We start from the raw sequence: 23,433 nt of genomic DNA, 5'->3' as shown, positions 1-23,433 counted from the left end.
GGCCCCGCAGAGAACAGGAGGCTGCGATGAAACCGAGGGATAAGATCAAGCGAATCGATCCGCTGACTCCGACACAGGAAGGGATGTTCTACACCTCGCTGGCGGACAAGGAATCCCGGCTGTATTTTGTGGAGATTGAGCTGAACGTGGCGGGGGAGCTGGATGTGCCGCTCCTCGAGCAGAGCATGAACGAGCTGATCCGGCGATACGACAGCCTGAGGACGGTCTTCGTCCAGCAGAACATGACGCGCCCCGTACAGGTGGTGCTCCATCAGCGGCAGTTCCGCATCCATTACGAGGACCTCAGCGGACTGGCGGCGGAAGAGCAGGAGAGCTTCCTGACGCAGTGGAAGCAGGCGAACAAAGACCGCGACTTCGATCTGGCCAGGGATCTGCTGCTGCGGATCGCCGTCTTCCGTACGGGGGAAGCGGCTTACCGGTTCATCTTCAACAATCATCACATCATCATGGACGGCTGGTCGTTCTCCAACGTGTTCCGCGATCTGCTGGAGGGATACCGCCTGCTGAGGCAGGATCAGGACATCCCGCAGAGCGAAGAAGTTCCTTACCGGCTGTATCTGGATTGGCTTCAGGAGCGGCCCAAGGAGGCCTCGATCCGCTATTGGAAAACCTATTTCGAGGGATACCGGGCGGCCGAGGCGCTTCCCGCCGCCCCGCAGGGCATCCTCAGATCCTCCGGCGCCGCCGCCGTCAAGGAAGTACTGTTCGAGCTCGGAGCAGAGCGCGTGCGGGGGCTTGAAGGACTCGCACGCCGGCATGAGGTGACGGTCAACAGCGTCTTCCAGACGGTGTGGGCGCTGGTCATGAGACGGTACTGCCGCTCCGACGATATTGTGTTCGGCTCGATCGTCTCCGGGCGGACGGCCCCGATCGAGGGGATCGAGCGGATGGTCGGACTCCTGATCAATACGGTTCCGGTGCGGATCCGGTTGAACCCGGAGGCTGCGTTCGCCGAGTGCCTGAAGCAGGTGCAGCGCCAGGCCCTGGAATCGATGCCGCATGATTACGTCTCTTACCGGGACATTGAACAGGAAACGGATCTGAAGCATGCCCGGATCGACCACTTCCTCGTATTCGAGAATTTCCCGATCGACCGCGAGGTCATGAACCCGGAGCAATCCCGCAGGGATCTCGGCTTTGAGATCACGGCGATTCATACGGAGGAAATCAATTACCATCTCACCGTCCATATATATCCCGAGGAGGGGCAGATCAAATTCAGCTATCATCCCGGGCTGCATGAGGACTGGTTTATCGAGCAGCTGCAGGCCCAGCTGCTGCACACGATGGATGCGGCGGTGCTGCAGGAGTTCGATCCCGTGGAGCGGATCGGCACTCTGACGCCGCTTGACGAAGAAAGGCTGCTCCGGAGCTTCTTCCGCGAGCCGGCACCGGCGGAGGAGGCGAAGCCGCTGCACGTGCTCTTCGACGAGCAGGTCCGCCGCACGCCGGACCTCCCGGCGCTGCTCTTCGAAGGCACGGGCGTGACCTATCGAGAGCTTCAGGAGCGGGCGGACCGGCTGGCCCGCCGTCTGCGAAGCGCGGGGGTGCGGTCCGAGGAGATTGTAGGCCTCCGCGCCGGGCGGTCCCCTGATCTGGTCGCCGGCATGCTGGCCGTCTGGAAGGCGGGCGGGGCTTTCGTCCCCGTCGACCCGGACTATCCGGAGGAGCGCCAGCGCTATATGCTGGAGGACAGCGGGGCGAAGCTGCTGCTGACCGGTAGTGAACTGGCCGGCATCGATTGGAACGGCGAGACCCTGCTCCTGGAAGAGTCCTTGGAGGGAAGCGATGAGACGGAGTCGCTCCCGCCGGACAGCCGCCTCAGCGATCTGGCCTACGTGATCTACACCTCCGGCACGACCGGCCGCCCCAAAGGCGTGATGCTCGAGCACGGGGGCGCTGTGAATACGATGCTGTGGCGCCGGCGGGAGTTCGGCTTCCGTCCGGAGGACCGGGTGCTGCAGGTCTACTCCTTCGCCTTCGATGCGTTCCTGTCGTGTCTGGTGCCGCCCCTGCTCTCGGGCTCAGCGGTCGTGCTGGCGCCGGAACGGGAGGCGAAGGATCCGCTTGCGCTCCGCCGGCTGATCCGGGAGCAGGGAGTAACCCATATCGAATGTGTGCCGAGCCTGTATGCCGTGCTGCTGGAATGTCTCGGGGAGGAAGAGGCGGCCTCACTCCGGGTCGTTACCCTGGGCGGCGAGAAGCTGCCCCAGCGGCTGGTGGAGCGCAGCAGGGAAGTATTCCCGCACATCGAGCTTGCCGACGAATACGGCCCCACGGAGAACAGCATCATTACAACCTGCGAGCGGCACATCGTGCCCGGCGGGAAGCCCTCCATCGGCCGGCCGATTCCCGGCACCCGCGTCTACATCCTCGACGAGCGGCTCAGGCCGCTGCCGGCCGGCGTGAAGGGGCACCTGTGGATAGCCGGAGCGGGACTGGCCCGGGGGTACCTGAACCGGCCGGAGCTGACGGCGGAAGCGTTCCCGGAGGACCCGTTCCACCCGGGGGAGCGCATGTACCGGTCGGGAGATACGGCCCGGTGGCTGCCGGACGGCCGGCTGGAGTATACGGGACGGATGGACGACCAGGTCAAAATCCGGGGGTACCGCATCGAGCTCGGCGAGATCGAGGAAGTGCTGCGGGCCCACCGGCATGTCAAAGATGCGGCTGTCACCGCTTACGAGGCTTCCGCAGGGGAGAAGGTGCTCTGCGCCTACTATGTGCCTTCGGATGCCTCCGCCTGGGAGGAAGAGCTGCGGGATCACTGCTCCGCCCGGCTGCCGGTGTATATGATTCCCGCCCACATGATCCGGCTGGACGCTATGCCGCTGTCGGCGAACGGCAAGATGGACCGCCATGCGCTGCCTCAGCCGGAAGAGCTGCTCGTGGAGCGGAAGAACACCGCCGCACAGAACCAGTGGGAGCACCGCCTGGCGGCTCTCTGCCAGGAGCTGCTGGAGAGGCGGATCGGCGTGGCCGATGATTTCTTCGAGGCCGGAGGCAGCTCGCTCAAGGCGATGATGCTCGTCTCCCGCATTCATCAGGACTTCGGCGTGGAACTGCCGCTGGCCGTCATGATGGAAGCGCCGTCGCCCCGGGGGATGGCATCCTACCTGATGAGCCGGTACAAGACCGAGCCCAAGGCGATCATGCTCATGAACAAAAAGGGCAGGAGCCCGCTGTTCTGCTTCACCCCGATGGGCGGTCTCGGGATGATCTACCATGAGCTCGGCCGGCAGCTGCAGGACGTCTCGGTCTATTCCATCGACTATATCGACCATCCGCATCATATGAAGCATTACGTGGAGCTGATTACCGGCGTCCAGCCGGAAGGGCCTTATGTTCTGCTCGGCTATTCCTCCGGCGGGCACCTGGCTTTCGAGGCGGCCAAGGCGCTCGAGGCGGCCGGACATCCGGTGTCGCGCCTGATCCTGCTCGACTGCTACCGCAAGAAGGACGCGGGCATGCCGTCGGCGAAGGATCTCGAGCTGCTCTGCCGGCACTACATGACCCACCCGGTCTTCCAGGAATACCAGTTCCGGGAGAAGGACATGGACCGGCTGAAAGGGTTCCTCACGTACTTCTTCACGCTCGAGAACAGTGGAAGCGTGCAGGCCGACATTCACCTGATCCGCTCGACTCTGCCGGCCGAAGGGGACTATGACCGGGCTTACGCCCACTGGCAGACGGCGACGGCCGGAAGCGTCAGGGAGCACCAGGGACTCGGCGGGCATGACACCATGCTGAACAAGGAGCATGTGGAAGGCAATGCGGAGATCATCCGGGGGATTGCTCTGGGGAGTGCGTCAGCACAGGGAAAAGAAGAACGGCTCGTTCCCGGTGCAAGCTGAACGGAAGGCGTTTGATGAGTGGACCCTTCGGTGGATCCGGACGACCGCTGTGATCGATTCAAGCCGCTTGACTGCTGCAGCCTGCCGATTTTGACGGCAGGACACGGCTTGTCAGGAATGGAACAGCCAAAAGCTGGCAAGACTCATAAGGAGACTACAAATGGAGCAGGCCGCTTCATGGGAAGCTGACAAGAGTTGAACCTGCATCTGGAGGAAACCAAGCAATGAATCATCTGATCGTGTATGCCCATCCGCACAAGGGAAGCTTCAACAACGCCATCCTGGACACCGCTGTAGCCGCCCTGAAGGCGAAAGGGCATGAGATTTGCGTGCGGGACCTGTATAAGCTGAATTTTCACCCCGTCCTGTCCGCCACCGACACCGCCGCACTCCGTGAAGGCCGGGCACCGGCGGATATCAAGCAGGAGCAGGAGCATCTGGCCGAGGCGGATGTCATCACCTTCATCTATCCGATCTGGTGGACAGGGCTTCCCGCGATCCTCAAAGGGTATGTGGACCGGACCTTCTCTTACGGCTTCGCGTACCAGTACAACAGCGAGGGCGGGATCGACAAGCTCTTCACCGGCAAAAAAGGCGTGATCATCAACACGTACGGTACGCCCGGCGATGTGTATGAAGCGACCGGCATGAACGAAGCTCTGCAGAAAACCTCCGGCGGCGGAATCTTCGACTTCTGCGGCGTTGAGGTCGTGGAGCACTTCCTCTTCGGCGGCGTGACCACTGTCGCCACGGATGAGACCCGCAAAGAGATGCTGGCCCGAATCCACGACAAATTCAGCTCGTTCTAATCCCCTTGGCGGCATCGTGCCCCGCAGGAAGACACTTCCCCGGTGTCTCCTCCGGGGTATTTTTGCTGCCCGGGACCGCCTGCCGCTAGACGGACTTCGCCGACTGCACAAAGGCGTGAAGCCGCCGGAGCCCCTCGGCGATCTGCTCTTCCGATAGCTTCCCGTAGCCGAGTACGATCTTGCCGGGATACCGGCCTTGGTGCCGGGCATATTCATCGAAGGAGCTCAGCCGGACCCCGAACGCTTCGCTGGCCTTCCAATCGACGGCCCCATACACCTCCGGCCGAAAAGCAAGCTGGACATGCATGCCCGCTTCATCCCCCAGGACCTGCACCTCCCCGCCGAACAAGCGCTGAACCTGCTCTTTCAAGAAAATGCGCCTCTTCCGGTAAATCCCCCTCATCTTATGGATGTGACGGTCGAAGTGGCCGTCCTCGATGAACCGGGATAAGGCCAGCTGCGTCAGACCTGAGGCCGAGAGATTCAGGTCCGCCTTCGTTTGAAGAACCCGATCCACGAGATCCGGAGGCACAAGGAGAAAGCCCAGCTTGACGGCCGGGGACAAGGTCTTGCTGAACGTGCCGGCATAGATGACCCGGGTAGGGGCCAGAAGCTGAAGCGGCGGGATGGGAGAGCCTTTGTGCCGGAATTCGCTGTTGTAATCGTCTTCGAGGATATAATGGCCGCAGGTCTCCGCCAGCCTGACGGCCTGCTGCCTCCGCTGGATCGAGAGAATGCTGCCCGTCGGGTATTGATGCGAGGGGGTAAGGATGAGCAGCCCCCTGGGAAGTGAAGGATCCATCTGACCGACGATCATGCCGTGGCCATCGACCTCTACCGGATGAACGGCATAATGGAGTCTACGGAAAATGTCCGCGATGAAACCAATCGTCGGTTCTTCGACATAGACCGTCCGGAACAGGTCCGAGAACGCGGAGGCGAGCAGGAGACAGCCCTCGGAGGTGCCGGAGGTTACGATGATCTGATCTGCGCTGCACCGGATGCCCTTCACCCGGAACAGGTAACGGACCAGCGCTTCCCTCAGTGCTCCCGATCCTCTGCAGTCCCCGTAATCGAGTACATGCTCCGGCTCATTGGCGGTCACATCCCGAAGGTATTGGCTCCACAGCTTCCGTGGAAAGTGCCGGAGATCCGGTGTGCCTGCGTCAAAGTCAATCCACTGCTCCTTCGGACGGACCGGGGAAGACGCCGCTGCCGTCACCTGCTGCGGTAGCTGGCGGACCGGCAAGTGCGTCTGGATACTGTCCGCCACATAGGTCCCTGCGCCGGTCCGGGTGACCAGGTACCCTTCCGCCGTCAGCTGCTCGTAGACTTCGATCACGATATTGCGTGCGATCCGCAGCTCCTGTGCCGCCCTGCGCGTGGGCGGGAGGCGCAGGCCCGGGGAGAGTGTGCCGTTCTCGATGTGTCCGCGCAGATGCGTGCACAGCTGCTTGGTCATGGAGCCGGCGCCTTCGGCCGGGCTGAAACCGAACATGAGCATTCCCTCCTCCCATTGGTTCCCGGAATCAACCGGTTTTTGGCTCTTAGAATGGCCGATATTTCCAATTATACTGAAGAAGCAGATCAGATCAAAGGAGATGAAGAGCGTGTTGAAACGCCAATTGGGAAGATCGGGAATCGAAGTCAGTGCCCTCGGGATCGGATGCTGGGCGATCGGCGGACCCTGGATTGAAGCGGCAACCGGGAAGCCGTTCGGGTGGGGCGAAGTCAATGATCGTGAATCCATCGAGGCGATCCACTGCGCTCTCGACAGCGGGATCACGCTGATCGACACATCGGACAACTACGGGGCGGGGCACAGCGAGAAGGTCATCGGCCAAGCGCTGAAGGGCCGCAGGAGCGGGGTGGTCATCGCCACCAAATTCGGATACGTCACCGACGAGACGACCAAGGAAGCAAGGGGGGCGGCGGCCAGTCCCGCTTACATCAGGCAGGCCTGCGAAGCCTCGCTGAGAAGACTGCAGACCGATTATATCGATCTGTACCAGTTTCATCTCGGCGATTATCCGCCGGACCTTGCGCCCGAGGTCATGGGAGTGCTGGAGGAGCTCGCAGCGGAAGGGAAGATCCGTTATTACGGATGGTCGACGGACGACCCCGGAAGGGCGGAAGTCTTCGCGCGCGGCCGGCACTGCACGGCGATTCAGCATGAGATGAATGTTTTCCGTGACAACGCCGGCATGCTGGAGCTCTGCGCGAAGCAGCGGCTGGCGAGCATTAACCGCGGGCCGCTGGCCATGGGTCTATTGACAGGCAAATATTCGGAAGCCCGAACGGTTGCCGATCCGCAGGATATCCGGGGGAGGAATGACCTGGAATGGCTGACCTACTTCCAGAACGGGGTACCTTCGGCGGACATGTCGGAACGGCTGCAGGATATCCGCGACCTTCTCACCTCGGGCGGACGGACGCTCGCCCAGGGAGCGCTCGGTTGGCTGTGGGCCCGAAGTGAATGGACCATTCCGATTCCGGGCTTCCGTACGGTGAAGCAGGTGACCGAGAACGCTGGGGCGCTGGAGCACGGACCGTTGACTTCCGAGCAGGTGGCGCAGATGGAGAAGCTGATGACGAGGGGGGCGGCGGCTGCGGAGTAAGTCAGGGAGCCTGCCCGTTCAAATGATGCTGCCAGGCAGAAATCCCCGCAGGAGGGTACATCCATGTATCTCCTGCGGGGATTTTTTTACATTCAGAGGATTCTCATGTTCTCACATAGAATGATTAATATGGAAATATATTCTATTCGGGGGGCTCCGAAGAGCGCGAACGTAGAAAATTCACGTTTACTCGTTGAGTCATATTCCAGGGATAAGGAGGAGGAAAAGCAATGAAGCTGAACCATCTGAATCTCACGGTTACGGATGTTACGGCAGCCAGGGGGTTCCTGGAAACGTATTTTGGGCTGCAGACGCGTCATACCCGCGGCGATGCCTTCGCCATGCTGTCGGACGACGACGGCATTGTATTTACCTTGATGAAGGGGGCTTCGGTCTCCTATCCGAAGACCTTCCATATCGGCTTCATCCAGGAGAGCGAAGAGCGGGTGAACGAGATCAACCGCCGCTTGAAGGAGGACGGGTACGAGGTGGAACCGCCGACCAGATCCCACGGCTGGACCTTCTATGTGCAGGCCCCCGGTGGATTTTTGGTGGAGGTGCTCTGTTTAAGCTGACGACGAAGGCTGCCCGCATTCGCATGCCGGCAGCCTTTTTTTAATCTTTCAGAGGGAGGGGGAGGCACTGCTTCCTCACCGCGCACCATGCTTCAGAAGCCTGGCGGAGCGGCTGATCATTGTGATCCTGACTTTGCCCTTCTCCTCCGCCGGACTCGGAGCCGGTGCAAAAGCCTTTTCCTGCCACATTTGATAAAGATACAGAAGGAGGGCCATGAACGTCATTATGGCGAAGCTGCCCCAGGGAGGCAGATTGCCTCCCGCCGTAATCCCCAGGGTCTTCCACAGCATCCGCAGCCCGAAGGCATAGGTCAGGTCCACTCCGATGTTCACCATCATATATATCCAGAACCGGCCGTAGGTGAAGCAGAAGATCCACAGCGTGCCTGCAAGGAAGGCTCCATATACGGTATGGACCTGGGCAACCTTATCCCAAGGGAACAAGGTTTCCTTGTACTTCCACCACCCGTACGTCCAGGCCATTTGATAAACGATCGTATTCATTACCGTTGCCAGCAGGGCGACCGGCATATACCGGCCCAGCGCCTGCCGGTTCATCAAGAAGAGGGACAGCCAGGGAACAAGGAAGAACGACCACAGGATCAGTTGGATCACCGTACAGCCTCCAGACGGTTTCTATAGTTCTCGGATGTTTTTTATCTATACAGGATTATTTTTACACTTGGCGCTCTTAATTATGTATAGGGACAAGACGGAGGACGGGGCGCTCATACTCGGCACGAAAAAGGGGATGATAAAGCCATTCGAGGAAAATGGAGGGATTCATGTGGAACTGCGCAAAATTCTGCTCCTCATCAGTGTGCTTGCGGTTCTGCTGTCAGGCTGCGGAGGGCAGATGAAGATGCAGCAGCAGCAGCCGAGCCCGGAAGAGGAAGAACGCAATAAGGACAAGAAGGAAGCCGAAGAGCAGGACAAAAAAATGAAGCAGCTGCGGAAGGAGGCCGGGATCCAGGAGGGCGGTGAGGAAGGTAAGGAAGGCGGGGATGGCGGGGAAGACAAAGGGGGGACAGGCCAGGAGAAGAAAGAAGAAGGCGGAGGAAAGAAGGAAGAGAAACAGGAAGAAAAGAAAGAAGAGAAGAAAGAAAAGGGTTCCGGAGAGCAGAAGGAATCCGGAGGAGAAGGTGAAGGCGGGGGAGAGTAGATCACGTCTTCGGCAAAGGAACGACATCATCTTCGCATGTTCAGGCCGCCGGCCGTACCGGCGGCTTTTTTTGGAGTGGTCAGAAAGATGAGCCCGATTCTGTCAGCTGATCTTATGAATAAGTGCGCAGCGTCTTTTAGTGGACGGCATAGACCTTCATCTCATTTGGTTTAAGCGTTTTAATGATCTGATTTTTAAACAAACAGGTCTGATTTTTGAATAACGCTCCTTGGAATATCTGTGGATAATAGGAAAAGTAAGCACTTACATAAGAGGGGGCATGGATAGCAGGCCGGTTCACTTATCATGAAGGGGAGATGATCTGATGGTTACTTGGTCCAAAAAAACGGCTGCACTGCTCGGATTAACGGCTGCGCTCGCGGTGTCGTCAGGTCCCGTGCTGCCTTCCGGGCAGGCCTATGCCGCGGAGTCGGAAGAAGTTCAGCGCGCGGGAGCCCTTGCGCCGGTTCAGGGACTGGCGGTGGGGGCCGTTACCGATACTTCCGTCACGCTAAGCTGGACTGCGGTTCCCGGGGCGGATGCCTATGAGGTTTACCGCTCGGACTTCGGTTCCGGACATTTTGTCAACGCAGGGAGAACAGCAGGAGAGACGAGCTATAAGGATGAGGGACTCGCGAATAACGCCTCTTATTTGTACAAGGTCAAGGCCCTCCAGGGAAAACGGCCCGCGGCCGAATCCAAGGCGGTGCTTGCGCTGACCAAGCAGCAGGTGGAGCTGGCGAAGGAAATCGATCTTTCGGCCGCCGGGGCGGGAGCACGCATGCGTCTTGGCGACCTGAACGGCGACGGCCGGCTGGACATCCTCATGGTGCAGCCCGATTATACGGGCGGCGCCTGGCGGGACGCGTATGTGCCGCATGGCGTGCAGGCGCTGACCGCCTATGATCTGGACGGCAACCTGCTGTGGCAGACCGGGACGCCGGACCCGAACGTGACGGGCAGCGGCTCCGACGAGCCGGCCCAGATCTATGACATTGACCACGACGGTTACAACGATGTGCTCTATGTAAGGACGGTCACCGAGTATGACGGACCTCCGGAGAACAAGGTCATCAAGTCGAAGACGGACAAATTCGTCATCCTGGACGGCCGGACCGGCCAGGTGAAGCGGGAGCACGACCTGCCGGTCTCCCGCCCGACAGGCGATCCGAGAGTCGACATCGACCCGGTCCGTTCGCATGACGCGATTCTCATCGCGGATTTTGCCGGTGACGGCAAGCCGTCGGAGATCATTCTGAAGGACCGGTATCAATCGCTGTGGGTGCTCGACGAGCAGTTCAACCTGCTCTGGGAGTACAACAGCGCGGATCATCCGGAGCACGGAGCGGCGGCGGGGACCGGACATTTTCCTTGGCCCTATGACTTCGACGGGGACGGAAAAGACGAGCTCATCATGAACTACACCTACTTCGAGAGCGACGGTTCGATCCAGTGGACGGCCCAGGGCGTCGCCGATCATGTCGATACGATCCAGATCGGTGATGTGGACGGGGACCGGAGCAACGGCAGGGAGATTCTGCTTGGCGGCAGCGATACGCTGCTCTATGACCGCTTCGGCAGGCAGCTGTGGATCAACAAGGACACGGTCGAGCCGCAGAATGTCTATCTCGGGGACTTCCGGATCGATATTCCGGGCTATGAGATCTACGGTCTCGACCGCGTCAACCGCAGTGCGCCGGGCCAGGACAGCCTGTTCATTTTCTCCCGCACCGGAGAGACGCTCTTCCAGGAGACGCCGGACGATTCCGGTTTCGGCACGGTGCCGAAGATCGTGAACAACTGGAACGGCACGCATGCGCCCCTGATGCTGGCTTACCGGCGGGGCACACTGAACGGGGAAGTGATCAAGCCGAAGCTGTATGACGGCTTCTTCAATCCTGTCGCCGAATTCGAGTTCGACGCGAACTTCACGATCGCCGACATCGGAGGAGACAGCAGGGAAGAGATCATCGCTTACACGGCCACGAAGGCCACGATCTATTCGGGCGGACCGGTGGATCTCACGAGCGACATCACCGGGAAGCCGCGGGCCCAGTTCAAGGAGCATTACAACTTCAGCCGCTACAATGCGAATGAAGCGCCGGAGATCACCAGCCGCACGCCGGCCGGCCTGAAGGCGCAGGGGGATAAGCATGCTGTGGAGCTGAGCTGGATCCCGGTGCTGGATGCGATACAATACACGGTCTACCGAGCGGATCGCCCGGACGGAGCCTTCGAGAAGATCGGGACGACCCGGACTGCTTCGTTCACGGATAAGAAGGCGAAGAAGGGACAGACCTACGTCTATAAGGTATCCGTGTCCGGCCGGGACGGCTCTTCTCAGCCAAGCGATCCGGTGCAGGGCGGAGTATCACGGTAAATCGGTAACGCGGTAAAACAGCTGCATCTAAACGGAACGCCCGATTCGACTGCGATCACCGGCAATCGGATCGGGCGCTTCTTCATGAGTCCGAACGGAGATCCATGCGTTCACACAGAAGCGGAGGAATGACATTGAACAAGCTGCTCTCCTTGTCCCTGGCCGGAGTGGCCCTGGCTGCGGTCTGTCTGCTGGCATGGAACCTGCCTGCAGCTGCAGCTGACGAGCCGAAGCGGACCACCGCGAAGAACGGAGCCGCTCTGACGCTCAGCCCGAAGAGCCTCTATGTGGACAGCGCGCTGCCTGCGGACGACCCGGCGAATTACAGGTTCAGAACGGTTCATGCCGCAGCCGCTGCGGCAGTGGACGGCACGGAAGCGGAACCGATGGTGATCTACATCGAACCGGATGTGTACCCCATGAACGGGACGCTGACGGACCGCGGCCTCTACATCGACAAAGACTGGGTGAGCCTGGTCGGTCTCTCTGCCGATGCCCGGGATGTCGTGCTGGCGGACAACCGGGGCCACACGATCGGCGCGCAGAGCCCATCGGGCTCCTCGCCGGCGGAGACGCTGTTCGTGACCGGCACGGGCTTCCATGCGGAGAACCTGACGATCGGCAACTACTGCAACGTCGACCTCGTGTATCCGAAGGACCCGTCCAAGAATCAGGCCAAGCGCTCTTCGACCATCACGCAGGCCTACGCGATCGGGGCCGGGAACAAAGACAAGGTCCTGGACAAATTCTCGTTCAAGAATGTCCGCTTGATCAGCATGCTGGATACCCTGGCCCTCGGTGAGGTGCAGCGGGCGTATTTCCAGGACAGCTATGTCCAGGGCACGGACGATTACATGGGCGGCGGGCTGATCCATGTCATGAAGAACACCACGCTGCACAGCTACACGAACAAGCCGATCTATGCGGCTGGCAAACACGGCATGGCGTTCATCGACAGCCGGTGGGAGATCGAATTCGCGGACCCGGGGGACCTGACTCTCGCCAAGAACGCGTCCACCTTGTATCTCATCAACAACGCCTTCACGGACCTGAACGGGAATCTGCGTTCCATCCAGTGGGCGCCCTACCCGGCGGGCCATATCCGCTCTTACGCCTATCGCACTACGCTGAACGGCAAGCCATACCGCATCCTTCCCGAGGAGAACGGCACGGAACTCACGGAAGATCAGCTTCCGGCTTATACCGTCTATAATCTTCTCAAGGGGGAAGACGGGTGGAACCCGGCGGGTGAGAACACGGGATCTGCAGGTGGAGCGGGGGGAAGCTTCCCCGCCAATATTACAATGCCGGAGAGCTCCACGATCCGGACGGGAGAGAAGGGGGCCGAGCTCAGCGCAGCGATCTTCCCGTTTGCCGCTCCCCAGCACCTCACCTGGTCCCTGGACAGCGACCTTGCGGCATTGAGCGAGAAGCAGGGCTCGAAGGTAACGGTCGAGGGAAAAAACACCGGCGAGGAGCCCGTGCAGGTGACCGTCACCGCAGCGGCCTACAACGGCATCTTCAACCGGACGACGGTCACGGTGTATCCTTCTTACGTGGATCCGCCTTCGTTCACGGAGCCGCCGAAGCTGTCGCTTGGGTCAGACGGTCTTGCGGAGGTAACCTATCAACTGGATCTCAGCTATCCCGGAGGCACCCGGGAAGACCAGTCGCAGATCACCTGGTACCGGGTGGATGACGCACAGGGCTCGAACCCGGTAGAAGCTGCGGTGACGCGGGATAACCAGCCTTCGCACACCTACAAGCTGACCTCCGGGGACGTCGGCCGTTACCTCATGGCGGCTGTTACACCGAAGCATGCCCGAAGCCTGGGGGGAAAGACCCTGCGGGCGGTCAGCTCCCGGGCCATCACGCTCGAGGATCTCCCGGGCACCGGTGCCGCCAAGTACGGCTTCACTACCTCGTTCGAGCAGTTCCCTTCGGCATGGCAGCCGGAGCTTCTCCCCGGCACCTGGACCGTGGATACGCATGATCCGGCAGACCAGCAGACGAAGTGGACCCCCGGAGCCGCGGGCAAGGCACCGTGGGCGTATGCCGAGGGCATTAACGGAGCTGAAGGAGGCAAGGGGCTCATCACGGCGGAGCGGGGCGCCAGACTGCTGTACACGCAGAACCGTCCGTTCGGCGACATGAGCGTTCGGCTGGAGGCGAATCCGGAGAAAACGGCCGGACAGGGCTTCGGCAGTCCGAACGGACAGTACCTGGAGGTGTATATCAAGTATGATACGGCCTCCAGGAGCGGGTATGCCCTGAGAATCGAGCGGACGACGAAGTATGGAATCGCCACCGATTACACCCTGTACGAGTATGTGAACGGGGCGGGCAGGCCGATCAGCGATCCGGTCTCCACCACGGCGTTCAACCCCGGCGCCGTCATCGAGGTGTGGACCGAGGGGAACATGCTCTACGCCAAAGCCTCGTCAAGCAGCGTGCAGTCGAGCGATCAGGTGAAGGCCGGTCTGCCGAACGAAGTCTCTCTGTCGGCCCGGATCAACGGCAATGCTTACGGAGGCCTGGGCATTCAGCACACGGGGACTGTCTCTGCGGGGAACCGGACGCAGCTGAAGCGGCTGTCCGTGACGTACAAGGACGCTGCGGGGACGGAAAGTCCTGGAGGAGAGTCCATGACAGGGGCCCGCACCTATACAGTCAAGCAGGGCGATACGCTGAGCTCGATTGCGAAGGGGCAGCTCGGCGGGGCACGGGACTGGGTGAAGCTGTACGAGTGGAACCGGCACCTCATTCACGATCCCGATCTCATCTATATCGGGCAGGAGCTGCTCATCCGGGAGTAGCGGCACGAAGCCGGACCGGACAGGGTTAAGAGGCCATTCCTTAGGGGATGGCCTCTTCTCTGTGCGAACCGGCCGCTCCAGCCGGACCACGCCGTCATTCTACGGACCAGCCGTGTCCCTATGCCGGGCCCGGTCCGCCGCAAGAATGATCGCAGCCTGCGGCAAGAACAGCCAGATGCCGGAGTCGGGAGCGAGCAGGCAGCCTGCCGCGGCGAACGCCAGCATATACCAGCCCGCGGCAGCCGGCACCGGTCTGCCCTCCCGCCGAATCCAGATCTGCATCAGATGGCCGGCCGCCATCCAGGCGAAACCGGCGGCCAGGAACCAGAAGACCGCGTTCCGTTCGGCGTCCATGCCAACCGTCGCCCACAGCCCTTCCTTAACCATCCGGCCGATGATGTCCCATCCCAGCAGCAGTCCGACCGCATTATGGATGACCCCCGTCCCGAGCAGCATCCAGCCGCTGTACCTCCACAGCTTCATGGCATCTCTCTCCTTCACCGTTCTGATTCCATTCCAGATTACGGGAAGAGGCGCCGGGGGTCTTGTAAAAAAACGACAGAAAGTCCGGCTGCTCCAGGAAGGAAGCGAGCGGAGCGCCCGCCAGGCTCCGCAGTTCCCTCAAAAAATGGGACTGGTCATAATAGCCGTACTCCAGCGGCAGGAGGCCGCTTGGTGTGGCGCCGGGCTCCAGCAGACGGATGAGGGTCAACTGGAACCGGGCCAGGCGGGCATACCGCTTCGGCGGCAGACCGACGCGGCCCAGGAACCACCGTTCGAGCTGCCGCTCCGAGACGGCGAGCGCATCGCAGACCGCGCGGACCGCCGGACGGCCATCCGGCTGCATCGACCGCAGCATGGACAGAGCGCGGTCGACGGGCGTGCGGGCCGGCTGCCGGGACTCCAGCAGCTTCAGCAGCGCGTCGTCCAGCAGGCGGGTGCGGCGCTGCCAATCCGGTGTCTCCTGCAGGCGGTGGAGCAGCTCCCGGGAGACGGTGCCCCAGGCTTCCTCCAAGGGAAGGATGGCATCCGTCAACCCGTCGGCGGGCAGACGGCAGAAGAGACGGAAGGCGCCGGGCCGAAACCGGATGCCGATGATCCCGATCGGCCCAGGCTGATCCCCCTCCAGGCCGGGAAGCAGATCGCAAGGCCGGGTCTTCGGACCCGCCACGGCTGCATGGGGGAGCTTAAGAACCGTTCCATCCAGTGACATGGTCCGCAGCGGCGTGCGGTAGTGCAGCAGCACCTCGCACTCCGCATTGGGCAGGATGCGGGGGAGACGGCCGGCCGGTTCGGCCTCGGACTCCCAGCACCAATAGGTTTCGACAAAGGGCAGAAGACTCGGGTGGGGAACGGTGTGGCGGACGAGCATGGGCGGAGCCCTCCTTGCTTTGTTCCTGCTTGGCTGGACGGGGTTATCTGAAGGGATGCAGGATGAGGAATAATATAGTTCCATACTACCGGGTTCCGGCAGAGCGTGGCAAGGGGCTATCCCTGCTTCCCGGAAGAAGATGGCGGAGCTTCCCGCACGAGGTATAATGGGGTATGAAGAACCAGATCTTAGCGGACAGGAGCGCAGAACATTGACGCTGCAGCAGTTGAAGTACATCATCGAGGTAGCCAAGCAGGGCTCCATCAACGAGGCGGCCAAGCGGCTGTTTATCTCGCAGCCGAGCCTCTCAAGCGCCATCCGGGATCTCGAGCAGGAGCTGCAGATTACGATCTTCGAGCGTTCGAACAAGGGGATCCTCCTCTCGAAGGAAGGGGTCGAATTCCTGAGCTACGCTCGGCAGGTCGTCGAGCAGGCGGAGCTGCTCGAAACCCGGTATCTGCATGCACGGCCGTCCCCCCAGCATTTTTCGGTATCCACCCAGCACTACGCTTTCGCCGTGAATGCCTTCGTGGAGCTCGTGCAGGCTTACGGGCAGGATGAATATCAGTTCGCACTGCGTGAGACCAAGACGTACGAGATTATTGAGGACGTCCGAAATCTCCGCAGCGAGATCGGCATCCTGTACCGCAACGCGTTCAACGGCAAGGTCATCGGCAAGCTGCTGAAGGACGCGAATCTTGAATTCCACAGCCTGTTCACCGCCAAACCGCACATCTTCATCAGCATCCGCCATCCGCTGGCGGGGCAGGCGAGTGTGACGGTGGAGGAGCTTCAGCAGTATCCGTATCTCTCTTTTGATCAGGGAGAGTTCAATTCCTTCCACTTCGCCGAGGAGATTCTGAGCACGATGACCCACCCCAAAAGCATCCGGGTCAACGACCGGGCGACCCTGTTCAATCTGCTCATCGGCTTGAACGGCTACACGATCTCCACCGGGGTGCTGAGCCGGGATCTCAACGGCAACGAGATCATTCCCGTTGCGCTCGAGTGCGACGAGTTCATCCATGTGGGCTGGATCGCGCACCGCCAGATGCCGCTGACCAAGCTGGGCGCCGCTTATGTGGAAGCGCTGCGGAGAGCCACTTCCTGATCCTGGGTATAGCTTCAGACTATAACCAGATATAGGTAGAGGGAGTTACCCGATAACAAGGTCTCCGTGTTATCTTTCTTGTACATCACCCGGGGTAAGGAAATCCAGGGAACAGAAGGAGTGTATAAGATGGTACGGAGCAGTGTATTGGGCTATCCGCGGATCGGAGTCCATCGGGAATGGAAAAAAGCGCTGGAAGCGTTCTGGTCGGGGAGGCTCGGGGAATCCGGGCTGCATGAGGAGCTGCAGGCGATCCGTCTGGATCATCTGCGCAGGCTGAAGGAGAAGGGAATCCATCTCATCCCGGTGAATGATTTCAGCTATTACGACCATGTGCTCGATACGGCGGTCATGTTCGGGATCGTCCCCAGGCGCTTTGGGTATACCGGGGGGGCCGTGCCTCTGTCGACCTATTACGGTATCGCCCGCGGCCTCAAGGATGCGCCGGCCGGTGAGATGACGAAGTGGTTCAATACGAACTACCACTACATTGTGCCTGAGCTGGACGGGGCGGAGCCGGTGCTCACGGAGAATAAGCCGCTCCTTGCGTACCGGGAAGCCCGTGAGAAGCTCGGCATCTCAGGGAAGCCGGTGCTGCTCGGGCCGCTGACCTTCCTGAAGCTGTCCAAAGGATACGCCGAACGCGATACGGATGCTTGGATCGGCCGGCTCCTTCCGCTGTACGTGCAGGTCCTCCGGGAGCTGGCGGAGGAAGGAGCGGAGTGGGTGCAGCTCGACGAACCCGTACTGGTGACGAATGTCAGCGAGGCGGACGTGCAGAGGCTGAAACGGATCTATGAAACGTTCGCCTCCGCTGTACCGCGCATCCGTATCATGCTGCAGACGTATTTTGAATCGCTGGAGCATTACCGCGACATCATCCGGCTGCCCGTCCAGGGCATCGGGCTCGATTTCGTTCAAGGCGGCGAGGGCAACCTGTCCTCGATCCGCGCACACGGGTTCCCGGAGGACAAAGTGCTGGGAGCCGGTGTCATCGACGGCCGCGGGATCTGGAGAGCCCCCCTCAGCGGGAAGCTGAAGCTTCTCCGGGAGCTGTCCGAATTCGTATCGCCCGAGCGGCTCATCGTGCAGACGTCCTGCTCGCTGCTGCATGTACCCGTTACCGCGAAGGGGGAGACGGAGCTGCCGGCCGGACTGAAGAACGCTCTCGCCTTCGCGGATGAGAAGCTGGAGGAAGTCGTGCTCCTGGCCCGAGCGCTCGCTGACGGCGGAGCTGCCGATGATGCCGGTCTGGAGGCGGCGGACCTTGCACTGGACCTCCTGCAGCGGTCTCCCGAGCGCAGCCGGGGGGATATACAGCAGGCCGTGGCGGCCATCTTGGATCAGCCCACAGAGCGCAGTCCGTTCGGCGTGCGTCAGACCGAGCAGCGCAAGAAGTGGAAGCTGCCGCTGTTCCCGACAACGACGATCGGCAGCTTCCCGCAATCCGCCGAGGTCCGTACAGCCCGGCAGAGCTGGCGCAGGGGCGAATGGAGCGGGGAGCAGTATGCGGGCTTCATCCGCGGGCAGATCGACCGGTGGATCGATCTGCAGGAGGAGATCGGGCTGGATGTGCTCGTGCACGGGGAGTTCGAGCGCACCGATATGGTGGAATTCTTCGGCGAGAAGCTGGCCGGGTTCGCATTCACCCGGAACGGGTGGGTGCAGTCGTACGGCTCCCGGTGCGTGAAGCCGCCCATTATCTATGGGGACGCGGCCTTCGTCAAGCCGATGACCGTCGAAGAGACGAAGTACGCGCAGTCGCGGACCCCGCGGCCGGTCAAAGGGATGCTGACCGGACCGATCACGATCCTGAACTGGTCGTTCGTCCGTGACGACCTTCCGCGTGAGGAGATCGCCTATCAGCTGGCGTATGCGCTCCGGCAGGAGGTCGAGGCGCTGGAGCGGGCGGGGATCGGCATGATCCAGGTCGACGAGCCTGCGGTGCGTGAAGGCCTGCCGCTGAAGGAAGCGGAGCATGCGGCATACCTCGCCTGGGCGGTCAGAGCCTTCCGGCTGGCGACCTGCTCGGTACAGGATACGACGCAGATTCATACGCATATGTGCTACTGCGACTTCCACGACATGATCGGCTCCATTGAGGCGATGGACGCGGATGTGATCTCGATCGAGACGTCCCGCAGCCACGGCGAGCTCATCGGCAGCTTTGAGACCAACACGTACCGTCTGGGCATCGGCCTCGGGGTGTACGATATTCACAGCCCGCGCATCCCGCCGGTGGAGGAAATGACTTCCATGGTGGAACGCGCCCTCCGTGTGCTGGAACCCGGCCTCTTCTGGATCAACCCGGACTGCGGGCTCAAGACCCGCGGCGCCGAAGAGACCGCCGCCTCCCTGCGCCATATGGTGGAAGCGGCACGGATCGTGAGGGCGAAGTATGAGGGGAAGGCGGGCGCCTTGTTACCCTGATCTTCTTTTATTACAAAGTGCAAAGCTGCTTCCATTCTCCATTGTACCTCTCCATTGTAACTCTGCATGAACCGGCTGTCCCAACCGTCATCCTTCCGGATGCGTCGGGGCGGCCCTTTTGCCTTGCGGCGGCCCCGGAAATTTGCTGCAACTTTTTGGCCAGTCATACGTCTATGCTATGTCCTGGCTGCAAAGGCGCAATCGAGAAGAAACCGATCGTACTTTAGGCTGGTATAATCAGGAATGTAAAAGGAGGTCTGACCCTTGGACAACATGGTCGAACATAGTCCCAAAGCGCCCAGTCTTCTCCGAAGCCGGTTCGTGCAGACGATTCTCTTTTCCAACGTGCTGCTGCAGATCGGCATCTGGGTGCGTAATTTTGCGATCCTTCTGTATGTCGCGGAGAAAACGAACAATGACCCTTACGCGATCTCGCTGATCAGCGTTGCGGAGTTCGCTCCGATCTTCGTCTTCTCCTTCATCGGCGGGACGTTCGCCGACCGGTGGAGGCCGAAGCGGACGATGATCTGGTGCGATCTGCTCTCCGCCGTATCCGTGTTCGTCGTGCTGCTGGCGATCCATTTCGGATCCTGGGAATCCGTCTACCTGGTCGCCTTCATCTCGGCGATTCTCTCCCAGTTCTCGCAGCCATCGGGCATGCGCCTGTTCAAGCAACATGTGCCGGAAGAGCAGCTGCAGCAGGGGATGGCGCTGTTCCAGTCGCTGATGGCCGTCTTCATGGTCCTTGGGCCGATGCTCGGCACCTTCGCTTACAGCACGTTCGGTCTGGAAGCTTCCATCGCGGTGATGGGCACGGCATTCCTGCTCTCCGCGCTCGTCCTGCTGCGTCTGCCGGCGGATATCCAGGAGCCGCGCAGTGAAGCGGTCAAAGGCCAATTCCGCGAGGAATTCGTAGAGGGCTTCCGTTACGTGTGGCGGAGCCCCGTGCTGCGGATGCTCGGACTCGCATTCATTCTCGCGGGACTGGCCGTGGGAGTCGCGCAGGCCCTGAACCTGTTCGTCGTGACGGAGCGGCTCGGCAGGGAAGAGGAGTTCCTGCAGTACCTGCTGATGATCAACGGAGCCGCGATGCTGATCGGCGGAGGGATCGTCGCCATGTATGCGAAGCGTGTCGCGCCGCAGGCACTCCTTGCGATCGGCATGATCGTCGGCGCCGTCTGTACGGTCATCGTCGGATATTCGACGAGCGTTCCTCTGACTCTGGTGGTACAGTTTGTGAACGGGCTCGTCTTCCCCTGTATCCACATCGGGATCAGCACCATGATTCTCAAATGGTCCCACACCTCCATTGTCGGCCGGGTGAACGGCGTGCTGAACCCGCTGTTCATCGGGATGATGGTGGTTTCGATGTCCCTTGCGGGCGCGCTGAAGGATGCATTCTCGCTGGTGTCGATCTACTCCGGCGCAGGCGTGCTGTTCCTCGTGGGTGCACTGGCCATGCTGCCGATCATGAAGCACAAAGCGCCCGAGCACGCGGAGAGCCCTTCCGAAGCGCAGGCTTGACTCTCCTCGGCCCCGAAGCAGTACCGAAATGAGGAGACGCAAGCCCACTACGCTGCACACATGAACTTCAAAGGAGCTCTGCCGCCGACTGGTCTGGCGGGGGGCTCCTTTTTGCCGTCGGACAGCATAATGCCGATCCTCTTCAGTCGTCCCGGGTCCAGACCTATCCTGCACCAAGGTCCAGGAAGCGTTCTGGACTTCGGCACGTATCCGTCATTCCTCGTGCGCTGTACGATAAGGAAAGCGAAAAGTTCCAAAAAAAGGAGACGGTATGTGATGACTATGGAGGCAGGGTATCGGACGGGGCGGCCGGAAGGAATGAAGCCGCTCATGAGGTGGTTTGGGGGAGAGTACGGGCTGGTGCTGACCGGGCTGCTCGGCTTCCTGCTGGCAGGAGTGTGTGCGGTATGGATTCTGTTGTTCGGGGAGACCGTGGCCCCAGGGGGGAACCTGTCCAAAGCGTTTTCGTTCAATGCGGCGCTGGGGATCTTTCTGCTATCCACGGCGGCGATCCTGCCTTATTCCGCGATGGGGGAGAGAGGCCGGGCCATCTTCCGGTGGTCGTATATCGTACTCGCGCTGTATTCCTACTTCGCAGAGAACGTGCAGAATTTCCGCGGCGTCAATCCCCGCTTCGTTGAGAACGGAACCCCGTTCGATGAAATGGTGGGCAACCTCTTTACCACTACTGCCATGCTGCTGATCGTGTTCTATGTGTATCTGGCGGTTTACTATTTCCGCCGGAGGGCTTACGAACTCCGCCCGGCCCTCGTTACAGGCATCCGGTATGCCATGCTTGCCATCCTTCTCTCGTTTGTATCCGGGATCTGGATCTCCGTCAACGACGGCCGGATGGTCGGGACGAGCGGCAATATCATCGTGCTGCACGGGCTGGGATTCCACGCGCTGCAGGCGGTGCCGCTGGTGGCCTGGCTCGCCGAGCGCGCCTCTTTACCGGCCGCGAGCCGCATGAGGTCCATCCACATCACGGGGCTCGCCTATCTCCTCGGACTGCTTGCCGTAGGGTGGCAGACGTATCTCGGGCACGGGGTCTTCGAAGCCTCCGGCCTGCCGGTCGTGATCTTCAGCCTCTTCCTGATCTCGATCCTGCCCGGTGTGCAGCTGCTGTTCCGGATCCCTTGGGGGAGCAGAGCCCAGCTTAAGAAGTTCAGCCGGCATGGGGGATGAGTCAGCGGAACAGGATAAATTTTCTCATTTTGAAGAAAAATAAAATTTATAGACCTAATTCAAAAGCGGGGGATGAAATAATGGAACATAGTTCAAAGCTAACCTCATCTGAAATCGGGGTATTATGGAATGCATACATGCAGAATACGATGACGGAATGTATTTTGAATCATTTCCAAAAAATAAACGAAGATAAAATATTGGAACCTATACTAAAAAACGGCTTAAGCACGATAAGCTTCATCATAAACGGGGTTAGGCAACTTCTTTTAACTGAAAATATTCCTATCCCATATGGTTTTAGTGAAGATGATTATAATGCAGATGCTCCGAGGATTTACTCCGATCTTTTTACATTGCGATATATAAAATATATGTCAGCCATTGGTACGGCTAATTGCGCAGCGTCACTTGAATTGTCAGCAAGAGTGGATGTAAGACAGTTTTTTACAAAGGGTTTAGAGTTACTTACTTCCCTGTTTAATGCTGCTTCCGATCTCCTATTGCAAAAAGGGGCATATATACGCTCCCCTGTGATACCAATTCCTGAAAAAAATGAGTATGTAAAAGAAGAATCTTTTCTGTCAGGAGTACTAGGCAGACATAGACCTGTTACTTCCGTTGAACTTTCTCATATCTCAAAAGCTTTAGAGACTAATTCGATAGGAAGAACATTTATATTAGGGTTTGCCCAAGTGGCGCGCTCCTCAGAGGTAAAGAATTATATGGAGAGGGGAAAAGAAATTGCGAAAAAACATGAGGATGTATTTCGAGAGATATTATTGAATGATGACATTCCCTTGCCAAGTACCTGGGATTCAACGATCGCTCCGTCAGTCATTCCGCCATTCTCTGACAAGCTGATGATGTTTCATGTAAACATTTTGAATGCCACAAGTATTGCTAATTACGGAGCATCTACTGCCGGCAGCTTGCGTAAGGATTTGGGTCTTACCTATTCCCGGCTAATGTCAGAAGTTCTAAACTATGCAGATGACGGAACGAAAATGATGATAAAAAACAAATGGCTGGAACAACCGCCACAAGCTCCCGATCGTGTAGCGCTTAGAAGCTGACGTAATCATGAATACATTTCGGCTGCCGGTATCCCGCAGCCTTTTTATGTTGAATGAGGATTATAAACGGACTTCATTTAATAGCTCCAGCGCACCTCATTACCGATTACCCTGTCCATGCCGTACGTTTTAATATAGAAGGGATATGCACTAATGAGAGAGAATACTATTTGGGGGTGATTCCGTAACTAGGGGGGCTACTTTGATAACAGCCGAAGTCTACACCATACAGCGTAATGTACCAGGAGAAGAGGACAAAGAAGAATGGGTACGAATCCTTTGCAAAGAGGAAGCAGAAGAAATGGAGCGCTATGCGCTGAAAATCTACCAGGCCATCATGGATCAGACCTCTGATGAGATCAAGCTGATTTATAGAGCACATACTTCCAGGCTGGTTATTCCGGTAAGAACGGATACGATTAAGTCCTTAGAGCCTATCAAAGTTCAAGAATGCATTATGTATCAATTCGAGCAGCTCATGAAGCATAACGAATGAT

General features: G+C 59.5%; 17 protein-coding genes. 13 read left to right on the top strand and 4 right to left on the bottom strand.

Annotation, left to right across the window (positions count from 1 at the left end; translation table 11 throughout):
- Nucleotides 1–26 precede the first annotated feature (26 nt).
- Nucleotides 27–3,875, top strand: coding sequence for a non-ribosomal peptide synthetase (locus PM3016_RS21000; RefSeq protein ID WP_014370841.1), 3,849 nt, complete (start codon nucleotides 27–29; stop codon nucleotides 3,873–3,875).
- Between the two features lie 224 nt (nucleotides 3,876–4,099).
- Nucleotides 4,100–4,684, top strand: a complete 585-nt coding sequence (locus tag PM3016_RS20995; protein WP_014370840.1) for an NAD(P)H-dependent oxidoreductase — start codon at nucleotides 4,100–4,102, stop codon at nucleotides 4,682–4,684.
- 85 nt (nucleotides 4,685–4,769) lie between these two features.
- On the opposite strand, the gene pdxR is transcribed toward PM3016_RS20995, so the two are convergent.
- Nucleotides 4,770–6,182 (bottom strand): MocR-like pyridoxine biosynthesis transcription factor PdxR, encoded by a 1,413-nt coding sequence (pdxR, locus tag PM3016_RS20990; protein ID WP_014370839.1) that lies wholly within the window; start codon nucleotides 6,180–6,182, stop codon nucleotides 4,770–4,772.
- Between the two features lie 112 nt (nucleotides 6,183–6,294).
- Between pdxR and PM3016_RS20985 the strand changes: the two genes are divergently transcribed.
- Nucleotides 6,295–7,302, top strand: a complete 1,008-nt coding sequence (locus PM3016_RS20985; RefSeq protein ID WP_014370838.1) for an aldo/keto reductase — start codon at nucleotides 6,295–6,297, stop codon at nucleotides 7,300–7,302.
- Between the two features lie 230 nt (nucleotides 7,303–7,532).
- On the top strand, nucleotides 7,533–7,877 hold the full coding sequence (locus PM3016_RS20980) for a VOC family protein (RefSeq protein WP_014370836.1): 345 nt from the start codon (nucleotides 7,533–7,535) through the stop codon (nucleotides 7,875–7,877).
- A gap of 75 nt (nucleotides 7,878–7,952) precedes the next feature.
- Here PM3016_RS20980 and PM3016_RS20975 read toward each other — a convergent pair whose 3' ends face one another.
- Complete coding sequence (locus PM3016_RS20975; protein ID WP_014370835.1) at nucleotides 7,953–8,492, bottom strand: hypothetical protein; 540 nt, start codon at nucleotides 8,490–8,492, stop codon at nucleotides 7,953–7,955.
- Nucleotides 8,493–8,664: 172 nt separating this feature from the next.
- On the opposite strand from PM3016_RS20975, the gene PM3016_RS20970 reads away from it, so the two are divergent.
- The 3 genes from PM3016_RS20970 (at nucleotide 8,665) to PM3016_RS20960 (ending at nucleotide 14,235) form a co-directional block, all read left to right on the top strand.
- Complete coding sequence (locus PM3016_RS20970; RefSeq protein ID WP_238540274.1) at nucleotides 8,665–9,039, top strand: hypothetical protein; 375 nt, start codon at nucleotides 8,665–8,667, stop codon at nucleotides 9,037–9,039.
- A 325-nt stretch (nucleotides 9,040–9,364) separates the two neighbouring features.
- Complete coding sequence (locus PM3016_RS20965) at nucleotides 9,365–11,419, top strand: rhamnogalacturonan lyase family protein (RefSeq protein ID WP_014370833.1); 2,055 nt, start codon at nucleotides 9,365–9,367, stop codon at nucleotides 11,417–11,419.
- A 128-nt stretch (nucleotides 11,420–11,547) separates the two neighbouring features.
- Nucleotides 11,548–14,235: a LysM peptidoglycan-binding domain-containing protein gene (locus tag PM3016_RS20960; protein WP_238540273.1), complete on the top strand. Its 2,688-nt coding sequence runs from the start codon at nucleotides 11,548–11,550 to the stop codon at nucleotides 14,233–14,235.
- Between the two features lie 99 nt (nucleotides 14,236–14,334).
- Here the strand turns inward: PM3016_RS20960 and PM3016_RS20955 are convergent, their stop codons facing one another.
- Nucleotides 14,335–14,718, bottom strand: coding sequence for a DUF6463 family protein (locus PM3016_RS20955; RefSeq protein ID WP_014370831.1), 384 nt, complete (start codon nucleotides 14,716–14,718; stop codon nucleotides 14,335–14,337).
- Nucleotides 14,663–15,607, bottom strand: a complete 945-nt coding sequence (locus PM3016_RS20950; protein ID WP_014370830.1) for a helix-turn-helix domain-containing protein — start codon at nucleotides 15,605–15,607, stop codon at nucleotides 14,663–14,665. The genes PM3016_RS20955 and PM3016_RS20950 overlap by 56 nt, the downstream gene beginning before the upstream one ends.
- A gap of 211 nt (nucleotides 15,608–15,818) precedes the next feature.
- On the opposite strand from PM3016_RS20950, the gene PM3016_RS20945 reads away from it, so the two are divergent.
- The 6 genes from PM3016_RS20945 to PM3016_RS20920 all read left to right on the top strand — a co-directional run bounded on the left by PM3016_RS20945 (nucleotide 15,819) and on the right by PM3016_RS20920 (nucleotide 23,432).
- Nucleotides 15,819–16,718, top strand: coding sequence for a LysR family transcriptional regulator (locus PM3016_RS20945; protein ID WP_014370829.1), 900 nt, complete (start codon nucleotides 15,819–15,821; stop codon nucleotides 16,716–16,718).
- Between the two features lie 129 nt (nucleotides 16,719–16,847).
- The gene (gene metE / locus PM3016_RS20940; protein ID WP_014370828.1) at nucleotides 16,848–19,148 is read left to right on the top strand and encodes a 5-methyltetrahydropteroyltriglutamate--homocysteine S-methyltransferase; all 2,301 of its coding nucleotides are present in this window, start codon (nucleotides 16,848–16,850) and stop codon (nucleotides 19,146–19,148) included.
- A 273-nt stretch (nucleotides 19,149–19,421) separates the two neighbouring features.
- Complete coding sequence (locus tag PM3016_RS20935) at nucleotides 19,422–20,672, top strand: MFS transporter (RefSeq protein ID WP_187296788.1); 1,251 nt, start codon at nucleotides 19,422–19,424, stop codon at nucleotides 20,670–20,672.
- Nucleotides 20,673–20,948: 276 nt separating this feature from the next.
- Entirely contained in the window at nucleotides 20,949–21,860 is a 912-nt protein-coding gene (locus PM3016_RS20930; protein ID WP_013918515.1) for a hypothetical protein, read from the top strand.
- 29 nt (nucleotides 21,861–21,889) lie between these two features.
- The gene (locus PM3016_RS20925) at nucleotides 21,890–22,936 is read left to right on the top strand and encodes a DUF3231 family protein (protein ID WP_236628510.1); all 1,047 of its coding nucleotides are present in this window, start codon (nucleotides 21,890–21,892) and stop codon (nucleotides 22,934–22,936) included.
- Nucleotides 22,937–23,138: 202 nt separating this feature from the next.
- Complete coding sequence (locus PM3016_RS20920; RefSeq protein ID WP_236628509.1) at nucleotides 23,139–23,432, top strand: hypothetical protein; 294 nt, start codon at nucleotides 23,139–23,141, stop codon at nucleotides 23,430–23,432.
- Nucleotide 23,433 lies beyond the last annotated feature (1 nt).

The organism is Paenibacillus mucilaginosus 3016, from assembly GCF_000250655.1.
In the GTDB taxonomy this organism is placed as follows: Bacteria; Bacillota; Bacilli; order Paenibacillales; family NBRC-103111; genus Paenibacillus_G; species Paenibacillus_G mucilaginosus.
The sequence above is the reverse complement of the archived record's forward strand: the minus strand, read 5'-3'. Positions and strand labels throughout refer to the sequence as shown.

What these genes read in the sequence shown, in the direction of transcription:
- PM3016_RS21000 (WP_014370841.1), top strand. Translation starts at nt 27, where the DNA reads ATGAAACCGAGGGATAAGATCAAGCGAATCGATCCGCTGACTCCGACA.
- PM3016_RS20995 (WP_014370840.1), top strand. Translation starts at nt 4,100, where the DNA reads ATGAATCATCTGATCGTGTATGCCCATCCGCACAAGGGAAGCTTCAAC.
- pdxR (WP_014370839.1), bottom strand. Translation starts at nt 6,182, where the DNA reads ATGTTCGGTTTCAGCCCGGCCGAAGGCGCCGGCTCCATGACCAAGCAG.
- PM3016_RS20980 (WP_014370836.1), top strand. Translation starts at nt 7,533, where the DNA reads ATGAAGCTGAACCATCTGAATCTCACGGTTACGGATGTTACGGCAGCC.
- PM3016_RS20965 (WP_014370833.1), top strand. Translation starts at nt 9,365, where the DNA reads ATGGTTACTTGGTCCAAAAAAACGGCTGCACTGCTCGGATTAACGGCT.
- PM3016_RS20960 (WP_238540273.1), top strand. Translation starts at nt 11,548, where the DNA reads ATGACATTGAACAAGCTGCTCTCCTTGTCCCTGGCCGGAGTGGCCCTG.
- PM3016_RS20955 (WP_014370831.1), bottom strand. Translation starts at nt 14,718, where the DNA reads ATGAAGCTGTGGAGGTACAGCGGCTGGATGCTGCTCGGGACGGGGGTC.
- PM3016_RS20950 (WP_014370830.1), bottom strand. Translation starts at nt 15,607, where the DNA reads ATGCTCGTCCGCCACACCGTTCCCCACCCGAGTCTTCTGCCCTTTGTC.
- metE (WP_014370828.1), top strand. Translation starts at nt 16,848, where the DNA reads ATGGTACGGAGCAGTGTATTGGGCTATCCGCGGATCGGAGTCCATCGG.
- PM3016_RS20935 (WP_187296788.1), top strand. Translation starts at nt 19,422, where the DNA reads ATGGTCGAACATAGTCCCAAAGCGCCCAGTCTTCTCCGAAGCCGGTTC.
- PM3016_RS20930 (WP_013918515.1), top strand. Translation starts at nt 20,949, where the DNA reads ATGACTATGGAGGCAGGGTATCGGACGGGGCGGCCGGAAGGAATGAAG.